Genomic DNA, 13,594 nt, shown 5'->3' on the forward strand with positions numbered 1-13,594 from the left:
AGATGGATCTCAAGGAAACCGACATCCTCGGCGACAGCATCGATGAGCATTGGTATTACTGCTGCAAAGCGGCGGCGAGCCGGCGATTGCTGGGTAACATGCCGATCCGACGAATACTCGATGTCGGTGCCGGCTCGGGGTTTTTCTCGCATCATCTGCTGACCCACACCGACGCGCATGAGGCGTGGTGCGTCGACATCAGTTACCCCGCCGATTCAAGCGCCACCACCGCTGGCAAACCGGTGCATTACCGCCGCGGCATCGACAGCATCGATGCCGATCTGGTGTTACTGATGGACGTGCTCGAGCATGTCGACGACGACCTCGGCCTGCTCAAAAACTATGTCGATAAAGTGCCTTCGGGCAGTCGTTTTCTGATGACGGTGCCGGCGTTTCAGTTTCTCTGGAGCGGTCATGATGATTTTCTTGAGCACAAGCGCCGCTACACCCTCGCGCAATTCGAAACCCTGGCGGGCGATGCCGGTTTGACCGTGCAGCGCGGCGCCTACTATTTCGGTGCGGTGTTTCCTATCGCCGCAGCGTTGCGCCTGATACCTCAAGGTTCGCAAACCGCACGGCCGCAGTCGCAACTCAAGCGTCATCACCCGTGGGTCAACAGCGTGCTCAAGACTCTTTGCCGACTGGAGTTGCCGTTGATGGGCAGCAACCGGCTGGCCGGTTTGAGCGTCTTCGTGCTGGCGCAGAAACCGTGATCGACAGTGATCGTTCAGCGTTGGTTCGCCGTGGTCTGCGCTTTGCCCTGACCGGGCTGTTCGTCACTGCGCTGCATGCGCTGGTGGCCGTGATGTTCATCCGCTTCATCGCGCCCGAACCGCCGCTGGCCAATGGTTTCGCCTTTGCCGTGGCGACCGTTGTGTCTTATGTGATCAATACCACCTGGAGCTTTTCAGCTCGCCTGCACGGGCGCACATTACTGCGCTTTGTGTCGGTCTCGGCGGGCGGTTTTCTATTGGCGATGCTGGTTGCCTGGGCGGCGCAAATGGCTGGGTTGCATTATCTGCTCGGGATCGGCGCCGTGGCCCTGACGGTGCCGGCGTTCACATTCGTTTTGCATAATTTCTGGACGTATCGATGAAGCTTTGCTCAACCTCTCGGGCGGCTGCGCTGTTGCCTGTGCTGCTAGGCATTCTGGCCTTTTTTATCGTGGTCGGCCCACGGGCGTTGAATCCGATGAACATTGTCTGGCTGGGCGACGGCGACCCGGCCACCCATTACCAGGGTTGGGTGTTTTTCCGGCACTCGCCATGGAGCTTTCCGCTGGGGCTCAATCCGTCTTATGGACTTGAATTGAGCAATGGCTTGATCTTTTCCGATTCCAATCCGCTGTTTGCCTTTCTGTTCAAGCCGTTTTCGGCGCTGTTGCCGGAGCCGTTTCAGTATTTCGGACTGTGGTTGCTGACCTGCTTCATTCTGCAGAGCTGGTTTGCCTGGAAACTGCTCGGCCTGGTGACCCGCGACGCGGTTCTGCGATTGCTCGGCACCGGGCTGTTTTTATTCGTTCCGGCCATGCTGATCCGCATGAGCGTGCACCTGTCCCTGGGCGGGCATTTCATGTTGCTGGCCGCGCTGTACCTGGCGCTGCGGCCCTTCACGCCCAAGCGCTCTCTGGCCTGGGGAACGTTGCTGGCGGCGGCCGCGCTGATTCACGCCTATTTGCTGGCGATGATTGCGCTGATCTGGCTCGCCGATCTCGCAGCACACACCCTGCGGCGACATCTGGCGCCGCGCAAAGCTGTGGCCGAACTGATCGGTCTGTTTTTGCTGGTGAGTCTGTGTTGCTGGCAGGCGGGCTACTTCAGCGTCGGCGATGACGGTCTGGCACTGATGGGCTACGGTCTGTTCCGCGCCAATGTGCTGAGCTTTTTCGACCCGGGAACCTGGTCGTTTGCCCTGCGCGACATGCCCGGTGTGTTGGGCGATGGTGACGGTTTTGCTTTCCTTGGTTTGGGTGTGGTGTTCCTGTTCATCTGCGCCTTCGCGGCATGGCTGCAACGCGGCACGGATGTTCACCTCAAGCCACGTCGCTACCCGTTGCTGTTGCTCGCGCTCGCCGGCCTGGCGCTGTTTGCGTTTTCCAACAACATCGGGGTCGGCCCATTCGAGTTGCACATCCCGCTGCCGGATGCGGTGGTGGCGGTGGCGACGATTTTTCGCGGTTCGGGGCGGATGATCTGGCCTGTCATGTACATGGCGATTTTCGCCATTCTGTACGTGGTGATTCGCGGCCATACTTCGCGCACGGCACGGATTCTGCTGAGCATTGCCCTGTTGCTGCAAGTGGCGGATACGCGTTCCGGTTGGGGAGAGTCGCGCAACCTGTTCATGGCCACGCCGGCGCCACAATGGCCGACGCCACTGGTTGATCCGTTCTGGGATCAGGCAGCCCGCCATTATCAGGCGGTGCGCTGGCTGCGCCCGGAGAATTATCCGGAGCAGTGGCGAACGCTGGCCGAGTATGCGGGACGCCATCATCTGCCGACCAATGCGGTCTACCTCGGCCGCATGAGTACCAAGGCCACCGAGGCGGCCCAGGCTGTGGCCGACCAGATGGTCAGCTCTGGTCAATACGCCGCCGATACGTTGTATGTACTCGATAGCCGCACTGTGCTGCCGGCCGCGCTGACGCTCAATCGCGAGACTGACGTACTCGCCAGAATCGACGGTTTGAACGTGCTGGCGCCCGGCTGGAAGCGTTGCGCCGATTGCCCGCCCATCGTGGCCGCCGATCCCCTTACGCTGATTTCGCCAATGAAGTCGAACGAGCGCGTGACCTTCAACGTTACCAGCCTGGCGACGTTTTTCCTCGGCAGCGGATGGTCGAAAAGCGAACCGTGGGGTACGTGGTCCGAGGGCAGTGAGTCGCAAATCATTCTGCGGCCCGAGGCCCCGGTGAGATCATTTGTGCTGGAAGCCAACGCTTTGATTGCGCCGTCGCATACCGAACAGGGGCTGGAGATTAGCGTCAACGATGTGCCGGTGCTCTCCACCCGCTTGCTCAAGGCCGAAGCGAACGTTGTCGCCGTTGACCTGCCAGCTGAAGTCCAGCAGCGCATTGAGCGTGAAGGCGTGCTGGTGATTCGTTTCCAGCACGCCGATGCCGTCAGCCCGAGAGCGCTGGGCATGGGACTCGATCCGCGCAAACTGGCCATTGGCATTCTGGCGTTGACGCTTCATTGACCCTTCAGTGACTGTTCGGCGCAGCGGCCCATAGACGCGGTTCTTGGGCCTTTCTACACTGCCGCTATTCCGGGGAGCAGGGGCAATGGATGAACCGCAATGAACTACGCAAGGCCGACATCAACCTGATGGTGGTGTTCGAGACCCTGATGCTCGAACGCAACGTAACCCGCGCGGCGGAGAAGCTGTTTCTTGGCCAGCCGACCATCAGCTCGGCGCTCAACCGTTTGCGCACGATGCTCAACGATCCGCTGTTCATCCGCGTCGGCCATCGCATGGAGCCGACGGCCCGTGCCGAAGATATTTACCGCCACCTCAAACCGGCACTGGATTCACTCTCGGCGGCGTTGAGCCTGACCCGCGATTTCGATCCCGCCACCAGCACCATGACCTTTCGCATCGGCCTGTCCGACGACGTCGAATTCGGCCTGCTGCCGCCGCTGTTGCGCGCGTTGCGCCAAGAGGCGCCGAGCGTGGTGTTCGTGGTGCAGCATGTCGATTACTGGCGCATTCCCGACCTGCTCGCTGCCGGCGATATCACCGTCGGCATCAGCCAGACCCGTGGCCTGCCGGCCAACGCCAAACGCAAACTGCTGCGGCATATCCAGCCAAGCATCCTGCGCGCCGATGCCTCTGATACGCCGCTGACCCTCGACGAATATTGCGCTCGCCCGCATGTGCTGGTGTCACACACGGCCAATGTCAGCGGTTACGCCGATGAGTGGCTGGCGGAACTGGGCCGCACGCGGCAGGTGGTGTTGTCGGTGCCGCAGTACAGCGCACTGCCGGCTTTGCTGGCCGGCACCGACCTGATCGCCAGCCTGCCGGATTACACCGCAGCGGCGATGGCGGCGTCCGGGGCGCTGTTCCAGGAACCGTTCCCGTTCAAGACGCCAACACTGGACCTGTCGATGGTCTGGCTCAGCCACGTCGACAGCGACCCTGCCGAACGCTGGCTGCGCTCGCGGCTGGAAGCATTCATGAGTGAACGGCCGCTTATTCAGATCTAACAGATGCCACGTATCCCTGTGGGAGCGAGCCTGCTCGCGAAGCGGTTCAGCAGGCGCGGGTGTGCAAACTGAAAGGACGCTTTCGCGAGCAGGCTCGCTCCCACAAATGACGCTGTGTGATTGTGGTATATGTACGCCCCGCATCCGCCGACTGGAGATCCGCAATGCCACACCTGCACATGGAATACACCGCCAACCTGACGCAGTTGAACGCTGACATCGCCCTGATCCGGCTCAACAACACGCTGGTCGGTTCCGGTCAGTTCGGCGCGGAGTTCGATATCAAGAGCCGCGCGATCAAGATCGACAACTTCAAGGTCGGCACGGCGCAGGGCGAGCGTGCCTTCGTCCATGTGAAACTGGCCTTGCTCAGCGGGCGCTCGGCGGAGATCAAGAAGCAGCTCTCGCAAAGTCTGCTGGCGGTGTTGCAGGAACTCTGCGAATGGCCGGCCGGGCTCGAAGTCCAACTGTGCGTCGAACTGCTCGACATTGATCGCGAGTCGTACAGCAAAGCCGCGATCGGCATCTGACGTTCAGGCGTTGTCCAGCTCGCTGCACACCTGAATCACCTGCTCGCGCAGCCAGACGTTGGCGCTGTCCTGATCGGCGTTCTGGCTCCACTGCATGTCGAGGGTGAAACCCGGCAGGCCGTTGGGCGCCTCGCAGTGGTTGAACACTGCGTCGTTGGTCAGCAGACGCTGGATACGCCGGGGCAGGGTGAGGATGAAATCGGTGCCGGTGATCATCTTCAACGCGGCGCTGTAGCTGTTCGATCGCGCGACAATCTGACGTTTTTGCGCTTGCCGTGCGAGCCAGCCGTCGACCATGTTGGTGCTTGAAGTCCACGGCGTTGGAAACACATGCCGACGTTCGGTGAATGCTTGCAGGCTCAGGCGCGGTTCGAGTGGCGTGGCGCGTTTGTCGAAGACGCAGACCAGGTCATCTTCCAGCAACATCCGTGATTTCAGATCCGCATGCTGGCGGTGAAAGTGCGGGCCGAAACTGATCACCAGATCGAGGCTGCCGTCGCGCAACTCTTCGGCCGGCACGTCGGTTTCAAACTTGTGCATGTTGACCATCACTGGCAAGTCGTCGAAATCGAAGCGCTTCAACAGTCGCGGCAGAATCAATTGCTCGAAGTATTCCGGGGCGCAGATGTTGAAAGTCACCGCCTGCCGGCTCGGGTCGAAAGCCGGGGCACCGGCGTGGCAGAGGTTGATGCTTTCGAGGATTTTCTGCACATGGCCGTACATGCTGCAGGCCTTGTAGGTCGGGCGCATGCCGGTGCGGGTGTTGATGAACAGTTCGTCTTCGAAACTGGTGCGCAGTTTCTTCAGGCAATAACTGACGGTGGACTGGCTGACGAACAGGGTTTCCGAGACATCGGTGACACTGCTCTGCTCGTACACGGCGACGAATACCATCAAGTCCTGCATATCGAGCTTGCGAAGCAAATTACTGTTCAGCATGAGTTCCGTCTCGCTGTGCCCCTTGCGCAGAATTCGCGCAAACGTGTGCGTACGATCCTAACGGAACGATGGTGCCAGGAGAAACCCTCGTAGGACATTTCACGGACACATGTGGGACAGAAACTTTTAGCAACACGACGTTGCCAATCTCGTGCGCATAAGATGGCCAGAGGCCTCTAGCCCGGGCAGGGCAAGCGACGTGTGTAGTCGCGAGGGTTGAAGCGCACAACCATCAGCAGCATGAGCACCATTACCGCAGTCAGCGCCCACCACGCACCTTCGAAACTGCCCAGCCGATCGCGAATGATCCCTGCCAACAGCGGCGACAGTCCTGCGATCAGATAACCGATCCCCTGTACAAACGCGGTCAGGCCACCGGCGCGCTGCGGCTCGTCGCAGTGATCCAGCGCGACGATCAGGCTCATCGGAAACAGACCGCCAATCCCCAACCCCAACAGACAGGGCCATAACAGGGCCAGAGTTAGCGGGGCGAGAATCAGCCCGCAGAAACCGCCGATGATCAGCAACAGCAGAGCCGCCAATATCCCACGCCGGTCACGGCTGCGATTGGCAATCGCGGGCACTACCAGCCCGGAAATGACCTCCATCGCTGTAAGAAAACCCAACATCAACCCGGCGTTTTGTTCACTCCAGCCTTTTTCCACGTAGTACGGGGCCAGCCAGGCGAGGACGCAGGTGTAGGACGCCGTACCGAGGCCAAAGAAAACCGCCAGCAACCAGGCGCGACGGCGCGTGATGAAAGATTCCCGCTGGGTCACCCTTGGTAGGGCTTGCGCGGGCTGCAAGCACCAGACCAGCAACGCGACCAATGCCAACGCCGCCCAGATGGCCAGCCCGATGCGCCAACTGCCGGTCTCCACCATTACCAGCGGCGCGAACGATGCGGCAATCGCGGCGCCGCCCATGATCGAAGTCACGTAGATGCCCATGCACAACGCCACGTTGTCAGCAAAGCGCGTCTTGATCAGCGCCGGCATCAATGCCTGAATCAGGGCTATGCCAATACCGGCCAGTATCGCGCTGACGATCAGCTCGACTGCAGAATCGATAAACAGCCGTGACACGCTCGCCAGCCCGATGACAAGCAGCGACAGCAGCACCGTGCGTTGTTCGCCCAGACGCTGGTTGATGCGCAGGCCGAAGAACATCGCCAGCCCCATGGCCATGACCGGCAGCATCGTCAGCAAAGAGGCAAGCGTGAAGCTCAACGGGATATCGCTACGGATCGCCGACAGCAGCGGCCCGATGGCTGCCATTGAGGGGCGCAGATTAAGTGCGACAAGAATGATCGCGAGTATCAGCCAAGCGGCGGGGCGGGAGTGATTCATCAGCGGGCCTTTGAGTGCAGAGGCTGATGATTAGGCGCGGCGTCGCCGGCGTCGGCAAATCAGAAAACCCCGGGCCAGACCTAAAAACTCGATAACACCCCTGTCCCGATGTGGGAGCGAGCCTGCTCGCGAATGCGTTCCTCCAGACAGACATTCATTTGCTGACATTGCGCTTTCGCGAGCAGGCTCGCTCCCACAGAGGACATTGTGAAGTGCCTGAAACTGAATAAACCCTGAACCATTCTCAAATACTCGCAAACTTTCACGTTCGTACTCCGAGGCAACTAATCATTAGCATCTTTTTCACGAAAAATTGATCCATGCCTGCCTAAAGTTTGGCATGCCTCGGTGAATGAAGTTTTCACACTTGACGAGGCTCTTCTTTCAGGAACAGTCACTCATCATGCTGAAGTTAAAAGCCGTGCGCCCGGAATGGGTGACGTTGTCTGCCAGCGCCTTTTTGTTGCTCGGTTTCAATCTGGTGCTTTGGCAACACCTGTTCGAGATCACCGCCGCCGATGGCAAGGGCATCGCCATGCGCGTGGCGTTCGGCGTGATGATCCTTGCCGCGTTCAATATCGTGCTGACGATATTCGCGTTCCGGCCACTGCTTAAACCACTTTTGACTCTTTTGTTTTTAGTCAGCGCCGGCGTGGCTTATTTCATGAGCCAATATGGCGTCATGATTGATGCGGGCATGTTGCGCAACTTTGCCGAGACCAACGCGACGGAAGTGCGTGATCTGCTTTCGTTGAAGTTGTTCGCTTATATTCTCTTGCTGGGTGTTTTGCCGTGTTTGTTGTTGTGGAAGGTACCGGTCAATTATCGGCGCTGGCATCGCGAGTTGTTCAGCAAAGTTATTGTCAGTGTTGCCTCGGCGGCGGTAATCGGTGTTGTGGCATTGGCCAACTATCAAGGGTTGTCGTCGCTGTTTCGCAATCACCACGAAATTCGCCTGATGCTGGTGCCGAGCAATTACATCGGCGCATCCATTGGTTATCTGCAAGAGCAAGTTGTCTCGGCGCAGCAGCCGTTCATCAAGATCGGCGAAGATGCCCTGCGCAACCCCGACTTGCAGCTACAGCCACGCAAATCCCTCACCGTGCTGGTAGTGGGGGAAAGTGCGCGAGCGCAGAACTTCGGCATTCTCGGTTACGACCGAGACACCACCCCGCAACTGGACAAAGAGGCTGGCCTGATCGCCTTCACTGACGTGCATTCCTGCGGCACGGAAACCGCAGTCTCGGTACCGTGCATGTTCTCCAACATGGGCCGCAAGGATTACAACGCCAGCAAGGCCAAGAACGAAGAAGGCTTGCTCGATGTGCTCAAGCGCGCCGGCATTGATGTGATCTGGCGCGATAACCAGTCCGGCTGCAAAGGCACTTGCGACCGCGTCACGGTGCAGGATGTCAGCAAGTTGCAAGACCCGGCGTTGTGCGCCAACAGCGAATGTCGCGATGAAATCCTCCTGCAAGGGCTGCAAAGTTTTATCGATCACTTGGACAAGGACACCGTCCTGGTTCTGCACCAGATGGGCAGTCACGGCCCGGACTACTTCAAGCGGTATCCCAAGGAGTACGAACACTTCACTCCGGTCTGTGAAAGTAACGCGCTGAACAATTGCAGCCGCGAAAGTATCGTAAACGGTTACGACAACACCTTGGTCTACACCGACCATGTGCTGGCGAGCCTGATCGATGTGCTGCGCAGCAATCAGGACAAAGTCGACACCGCCATGCTCTATCTGTCGGACCACGGCGAATCGCTGGGCGAGTACAACCTGTTTCTGCACGGCACGCCTTATATGCTGGCGCCCGAGCAACAGAAGCATGTAGCGATGCTGGCGTGGTTCTCTGACAGCTATCAGAAGGCCTATTCGGTCGACACCCATTGCCTGCAACTGAGCCGGGACAAGCCGCTTAGCCAGGACAATCTGTTCCACTCGATGCTCGGCCTGCTGGAAGTACGCAGCAGCGTCTATCAACCTGCCTTGGACATGTTTGCCGGCTGTCGTGGCGCGGTGATCGACGGCGTGTTGGCCAAGCAGTGAAGCGTTTCCTGCCCGTCGCGCCAATGCGACGGGCCTTTCTGTTTCTGCTGTCAGACTATTCTTGCTGATAGGCAAGACATTTCCTTACAGCTCTTGCCCTTCAAAGGCGCGTAAATCGTCGGTGGCGATATATACTGCGCGCCATTCTTCAAGGGAGAGCCGTGTGGCTATCGATATTCACTGGATTCGCGACAACGAAAGCCTCGCGCAGTTTTGCGCCGAGTGGCAGCAGCTGCCGTTCGTTGCCCTCGACACCGAATTCATGCGGGTCGACACCTTCTATCCGATTGCCGGCCTGTTGCAGATCGGCGACGGCAAACGCGCCTACCTGATCGACCCGCTGACCATCAACGCCTGGCAACCGCTGGCCGAGTTGCTGGAAAACCCGGCGGTGCTGAAAGTCCTGCACGCCTGCAGCGAAGACCTCGAAGTACTGTTGCGCCTGACCGGCAGCCTGCCGGCGCCTCTGTTCGACACGCAACTGGCCGCCGCTTACCTGAACCTCGGCTTTTCGATGGGCTACTCGCGTCTGGTGCAGGAGGTGCTCGGCATCGACCTGCCAAAGGGCGAAACCCGTTCCGACTGGTTGCAGCGCCCGCTGTCCGAAACCCAGATCAGCTATGCCGCCGAAGATGCCGTGCATCTGGCCGAGGTGTTCGTCGAGTTGCGGCCCAAGCTGTCCGACGACAAGTTCGCCTGGGTGCTGGAGGATGGCGCCGAACTGGTCGCCAACCTGCGCCGCGAAACCGATCCTTACGAGGTGTATCGCGAGGCGAAACTGGCATGGAAGTTGTCCCGTGCACAACTCGCCGTGCTGCGTGAGCTGTGCGCCTGGCGCGAAAAAGAAGCCCGCGCCCGCGACCTGCCGCGCAACCGCATCGTCCGTGAACACTCGCTGTGGCCCTTGGCCCGCACGCAGCCGGATAACCTCGCGGCGCTGGGCAAGATTGAAGACATGCACCCGCGTACCGTACGTCAGGACGGTCAGTTTCTGCTTGATCTGATCAAGCGCTCTGGCAGTGTGGGGCCAGATCAATGGCCGCCGGCAGTGCCGGAGCCGTTGCCGATCGAAGCCGCTGCGCTGATCAAGCAACTGCGCGCGCTGGGTCAGGCCGAGGCCGAACGCCTGGGTATTGCCCCGGAACTGATGCTGCGCAAGAAAACCCTCGAAGCCCTGGTCAAAAGCGGCTTCCCCGAGGGGCCTTACCAATTGCCCGATTCGCTGCGTGGCTGGCGCCGCGAATTGCTCGGCCAGAAGCTGCTCGACAGCCTGGCCACCGCCGGAGAACAGCCTTGAAACGTATTTGCTCCATCTACCAAAGCTCCAAGCGCAGCGGCATGTATCTCTACGTGCTCAAGAGCGATGCGCTCGAGCGCGTGCCGGAAGCGCTGATGACGGCTTTTGGCAAAGCGAAGCACTCCTTCGATCTGGTGCTGTCGCCCGAGCGCAAGCTGGCCAGCGAAGACATCACCGTGGTTCTGGAAAACCTCGACAAGCAGGGCTATCACCTGCAAATGCCACCGGCCGAGGACGAGTACATCGAGCACTTGCCCGAAGAGTTGCTGCGACGCAACGACCCGGTCTGACCCGCGAGGCCCTGTTCTGGGCCTCGGTTAACCCTGGAACTGTTTTTACCGCGATGGCCGGCCCGAACCCGGCGGCTGTCTGCACGGTTTGCGAAAGGTTTGAAGATGCGCGTTCTGATTGCCGAACACGACTACGCGATATACGCCCGCCTGCTGCGTCAGGCGCTGCCCGAGCTTGAAATCCTGACCAGCGGCGACTCCGCCGAACTGGCGCGTCAGGCCGCCGATTGCCCGGTGTGGCTGGGCCAGCCGGATCTGCTGGCGACCTTGCTGCGCCAGGGCCATCAACCGCAATGGCTGCAATCGACCTGGGCCGGCATCACGCCGCTGCTCGCCGACGGCCTGCGCCGCGACTATCGTCTGACCCGCGCCGTGGGGATTTTCGGTCAGGTCATGGCTGAATACGTGCTGACCTACATCCTCGGCCACGAACGCGAAGTGCTGGCGCGGCTGGTCAGCCAGGTCGAGCGCAAGTGGGACAACCGCAGCGGCCAGAGTCTGGTAGGGCGCAAGGTGCTGATCGTCGGCACCGGTGACATCGGCCAGAGCGTTGCGCAGTTTCTGCGGCCGTTCGGCGTCGAGCTGTACGGTATCGCCAGCAGTGCCCGCGAACAGGCGCCATTTGTCGAGGTCGGCGCGCTGGCCGATCTTCCGCGTCTGGTGGGCGAAGTGGATTACGTGGTCAATCTGCTGCCGAACACCGAACACACCCACGATATCTACGACGCGGCGCTGTTCAAGCAATTCAAGCCGACCGGATTGTTCATCAACGCCGGGCGTGGTGTCGCAGTGGTCGATGCCGATCTGGTAGAAGCCTTGAAGGAAGGGCATCTGGCCGGCGCGGTGATCGACGTTTGCCGTCAGGAGCCATTGCCGCAACGCCATCCATTCTGGACCGCATGGGGCTTGCTCCTGACCGGGCACAGCTCGGCACCGACCTCGCCGGCGCTGATGGTGGATTTGTTTGTGCAGAACCTGAAAGCGTATGAGGCAGGTGAAGCTTTGCGCGGCGAGGTGGATTTCACCCGCGGTTACTGACTCTCCACCGATTTCACTGTGGGAGCGAGCCTGCTCGCGAAGAGGGCGTGTCAGTCGACAACAGCGTGTCTGACACAGCGCTTTCGCGAGCAGGCTCGCTCCCACTTTGGTTTCAAAGTGTAGCCACCAGTTTGCTCAGCGGGCGGCGCTGGTGCGGACAAGCGGATTTACCGGCAGTCGCCAGCGCTTGGCCCCCGCGCCCGCTGGCACTAGACTGGCGGCCTTTTCACCACCTTGATGTTGATGCTTGAGCCATGGCCGCCATAGTCGAACCGTTCTGGAAACGCAAAACCCTCGATCAACTCGATCACGAGGAATGGGAATCGCTGTGCGACGGCTGCGGTCTGTGCTGCCTGCAAAAGCTCGAGGACGAAGAAGACAACAGCGTCTATTACACGCGCATCGCCTGCAAACTGCTGGATCTGAAAACCTGCCAGTGCAGCGATTATCCGAACCGGATCAAGTTTGTCCCTGACTGCATTCAGCTCACGCCGGGTCAGGCGGAGGAATTCAAGTGGCTGCCGCCGACCTGTGGTTATCGTCTGGTCAGCGAGGGCAAGGATCTGCCGTTATGGCATCACCTGGTGTGTGGCGACCGCGACGCGGTGCACCATGAGCGGATTTCCCAGTCCGGGCGCATGCTCGCCGAAGGCAGCGTGCCGGAGGATGACTGGGAAGATCATCTGATTTTTCGCGCGGGTTGATGAGGTGGTGGGTTGTTGAATCCGTAAAGATCAAGAGATCGCAGCCTTCGGCAGCTCCTACAATGGAAAATGTGATTCCGTGTAGGAGCTGCCGCAGACTGCGATCTTTTGCTTTAAAGCCTCAGACGCCGGCTTTCGGCGAGGTCAGCGAATCATTGCCGGTGACGGTGGCTGTTTCGGTGGCCACTTCGGCATTGGTCTTCAACTTGCTCAGTTCTTCCCCGGCGCGTTCGATCTTCGCCCGCACGTTGTTCATGTCCTGACGGCCTTTTTCCAACAGGCTTTTCGCCGAGCAGTGCCCGGTAATGCCACGGGCCACGGCCATGCCGCCGAGCGCCACTTGCAGCAGGCCGAATACGCCGCCACGGCGCAGGCCCTTGCCGACCATCAGCACGCCGCCGGTCAACGAGCCGACGCGCTCCCAGCCATGCACATTCTTGTGCGAAGGCGACTGGAACGGGGTGGATTCGATGCGTTCTACGCGTTTGAGCTCGCTCATGATCTATCTCCAGGCAGGGTGCGATTGATAGATAAGCTGACTGCCGGGGCCGTCAGCTTGTTCCATCGAATGTGCGACGCTTCAGCGGAATTTCGGCCCGGAGCGCGTGTTCAGGCCCTTGGCCATGCGGTCGTAGAGCACGACGTTGACCGTGGCGGCGAGATTCATGCAGCCGGTGGTCGGGATGTACACGACGTCTTCGCACCAGTCGCGAATCTCTTTATCCAGCGAGCCGTCTTCCGGCCCGAAGATATATAGGGCGCGGTCGGGGTGGGTGTATTCCGGCAGCGGCCTTGCGCCTTCGACCAGCTCTACCGCGACGGGCACGCAGTTGAGCGGAAGGATTTTTTTCAGGTCGTCGATGCCGATCAACGGGATGTCGTAGTGCACGCGCTTGGTGTCGGTGACGAAATCGGCCGCGCGTTCATAACGCTTGCCGGTGTAGAACACCGACGCCACGCCGTAACAGCCTGCGGCGCGCATCACCGAACCGACGTTCTCCGGTGATTTGGGGTTATACAAACCAATGCAGCTGTACCGTTTGTCTGCCACGAGCGGGGTGCCTTCGGGAAAAAGAGGGCGATTATACGGGGATTGGGGGAGGGCGGGCAGATTCGAGATTTGTGGTGCCTGGCCGGCCGCCTTCGCGAGCAGGCTCGCTCCCACAGGGGAACGCATTTCAACTGT

The 13,594-nt window shown here is 60.0% G+C and carries 14 protein-coding genes; 10 read left to right on the forward strand and 4 right to left on the reverse strand.

Annotated elements, in window-relative coordinates:
• Positions 1 to 2: 2 nt before the first annotated feature.
• The 5 genes from ASG55_RS03165 (at position 3) to ASG55_RS03185 (ending at position 4,738) form a co-directional block, all read left to right on the forward strand.
• Positions 3 to 713, forward strand: coding sequence for a class I SAM-dependent methyltransferase (locus ASG55_RS03165; RefSeq protein ID WP_056783555.1), 711 nt, complete (start codon positions 3 to 5; stop codon positions 711 to 713).
• Positions 710 to 1,096, forward strand: a complete 387-nt coding sequence (locus ASG55_RS03170) for a GtrA family protein (RefSeq protein WP_056783558.1) — start codon at positions 710 to 712, stop codon at positions 1,094 to 1,096. The genes ASG55_RS03165 and ASG55_RS03170 overlap by 4 nt, the downstream gene beginning before the upstream one ends.
• Positions 1,093 to 3,198 (forward strand): DUF6311 domain-containing protein, encoded by a 2,106-nt coding sequence (locus ASG55_RS03175; RefSeq protein WP_056783561.1) that lies wholly within the window; start codon positions 1,093 to 1,095, stop codon positions 3,196 to 3,198. Before ASG55_RS03170 ends, ASG55_RS03175 begins: the two co-directional genes overlap by 4 nt.
• 89 nt (positions 3,199 to 3,287) lie before the next feature.
• The gene (locus ASG55_RS03180) at positions 3,288 to 4,208 is read left to right on the forward strand and encodes a LysR substrate-binding domain-containing protein (RefSeq protein ID WP_056783563.1); all 921 of its coding nucleotides are present in this window, start codon (positions 3,288 to 3,290) and stop codon (positions 4,206 to 4,208) included.
• A 164-nt stretch (positions 4,209 to 4,372) separates the two neighbouring features.
• Positions 4,373 to 4,738, forward strand: a complete 366-nt coding sequence (locus ASG55_RS03185) for a 5-carboxymethyl-2-hydroxymuconate Delta-isomerase (RefSeq protein ID WP_041478855.1) — start codon at positions 4,373 to 4,375, stop codon at positions 4,736 to 4,738.
• Between the two features lie 3 nt (positions 4,739 to 4,741).
• Here the strand turns inward: ASG55_RS03185 and ASG55_RS03190 are convergent, their stop codons facing one another.
• Both ASG55_RS03190 and ASG55_RS03195 read right to left on the reverse strand, forming a co-directional pair.
• The gene (locus tag ASG55_RS03190; RefSeq protein ID WP_056783567.1) at positions 4,742 to 5,677 is read right to left on the reverse strand and encodes a LysR family transcriptional regulator; all 936 of its coding nucleotides are present in this window, start codon (positions 5,675 to 5,677) and stop codon (positions 4,742 to 4,744) included.
• A gap of 176 nt (positions 5,678 to 5,853) precedes the next feature.
• Complete coding sequence (locus tag ASG55_RS03195; RefSeq protein WP_056783570.1) at positions 5,854 to 7,026, reverse strand: cyanate transporter; 1,173 nt, start codon at positions 7,024 to 7,026, stop codon at positions 5,854 to 5,856.
• Positions 7,027 to 7,429: 403 nt separating this feature from the next.
• Between ASG55_RS03195 and ASG55_RS03200 the strand changes: the two genes are divergently transcribed.
• From ASG55_RS03200 to ASG55_RS03220, 5 genes are all read left to right on the forward strand, one after another.
• On the forward strand, positions 7,430 to 9,079 hold the full coding sequence (locus ASG55_RS03200; protein WP_056783573.1) for a phosphoethanolamine transferase: 1,650 nt from the start codon (positions 7,430 to 7,432) through the stop codon (positions 9,077 to 9,079).
• A 163-nt stretch (positions 9,080 to 9,242) separates the two neighbouring features.
• On the forward strand, positions 9,243 to 10,376 hold the full coding sequence (gene rnd / locus ASG55_RS03205; protein WP_056783576.1) for a ribonuclease D: 1,134 nt from the start codon (positions 9,243 to 9,245) through the stop codon (positions 10,374 to 10,376).
• Positions 10,373 to 10,666 carry a YcgL domain-containing protein gene (locus ASG55_RS03210; protein ID WP_041478850.1) on the forward strand — a complete coding sequence of 98 codons (294 nt, stop codon included), beginning with the start codon at positions 10,373 to 10,375 and terminating at the stop codon, positions 10,664 to 10,666. The genes rnd and ASG55_RS03210 overlap by 4 nt, the downstream gene beginning before the upstream one ends.
• Positions 10,667 to 10,771: 105 nt before the next feature.
• Positions 10,772 to 11,704, forward strand: a complete 933-nt coding sequence (locus ASG55_RS03215) for a D-2-hydroxyacid dehydrogenase (RefSeq protein WP_041478849.1) — start codon at positions 10,772 to 10,774, stop codon at positions 11,702 to 11,704.
• A 254-nt stretch (positions 11,705 to 11,958) separates the two neighbouring features.
• Entirely contained in the window at positions 11,959 to 12,408 is a 450-nt protein-coding gene (locus ASG55_RS03220; protein ID WP_016771232.1) for a YcgN family cysteine cluster protein, read from the forward strand.
• A gap of 121 nt (positions 12,409 to 12,529) precedes the next feature.
• Here the strand turns inward: ASG55_RS03220 and ASG55_RS03225 are convergent, their stop codons facing one another.
• Positions 12,530 to 12,907, reverse strand: a complete 378-nt coding sequence (locus tag ASG55_RS03225; protein ID WP_056783579.1) for a YgaP family membrane protein — start codon at positions 12,905 to 12,907, stop codon at positions 12,530 to 12,532.
• Positions 12,908 to 12,988: 81 nt separating this feature from the next.
• Positions 12,989 to 13,459 carry an RNA methyltransferase gene (locus ASG55_RS03230; RefSeq protein WP_007911337.1) on the reverse strand — a complete coding sequence of 157 codons (471 nt, stop codon included), beginning with the start codon at positions 13,457 to 13,459 and terminating at the stop codon, positions 12,989 to 12,991.
• Positions 13,460 to 13,594: the final 135 nt, after the last annotated feature.

The organism is Pseudomonas sp. Leaf434 (assembly GCF_001425545.1).
Lineage (GTDB): Bacteria > Pseudomonadota > Gammaproteobacteria > Pseudomonadales > Pseudomonadaceae > Aquipseudomonas > Aquipseudomonas siliginis.

Excerpts from the sequence above, each read along its gene's own strand:
- ASG55_RS03225 (WP_056783579.1), bottom strand. The coding sequence starts at position 12,907 with ATGAGCGAGCTCAAACGCGTAGAACGCATCGAATCCACCCCGTTCCAG.
- ASG55_RS03180 (WP_056783563.1), top strand. The coding sequence starts at position 3,288 with ATGAACCGCAATGAACTACGCAAGGCCGACATCAACCTGATGGTGGTG.
- ASG55_RS03185 (WP_041478855.1), top strand. The coding sequence starts at position 4,373 with ATGCCACACCTGCACATGGAATACACCGCCAACCTGACGCAGTTGAAC.
- ASG55_RS03200 (WP_056783573.1), top strand. The coding sequence starts at position 7,430 with ATGCTGAAGTTAAAAGCCGTGCGCCCGGAATGGGTGACGTTGTCTGCC.
- ASG55_RS03165 (WP_056783555.1), top strand. The coding sequence starts at position 3 with ATGGATCTCAAGGAAACCGACATCCTCGGCGACAGCATCGATGAGCAT.
- ASG55_RS03190 (WP_056783567.1), bottom strand. The coding sequence starts at position 5,677 with ATGCTGAACAGTAATTTGCTTCGCAAGCTCGATATGCAGGACTTGATG.
- ASG55_RS03195 (WP_056783570.1), bottom strand. The coding sequence starts at position 7,026 with ATGAATCACTCCCGCCCCGCCGCTTGGCTGATACTCGCGATCATTCTT.
- ASG55_RS03220 (WP_016771232.1), top strand. The coding sequence starts at position 11,959 with ATGGCCGCCATAGTCGAACCGTTCTGGAAACGCAAAACCCTCGATCAA.
- ASG55_RS03175 (WP_056783561.1), top strand. The coding sequence starts at position 1,093 with ATGAAGCTTTGCTCAACCTCTCGGGCGGCTGCGCTGTTGCCTGTGCTG.
- ASG55_RS03215 (WP_041478849.1), top strand. The coding sequence starts at position 10,772 with ATGCGCGTTCTGATTGCCGAACACGACTACGCGATATACGCCCGCCTG.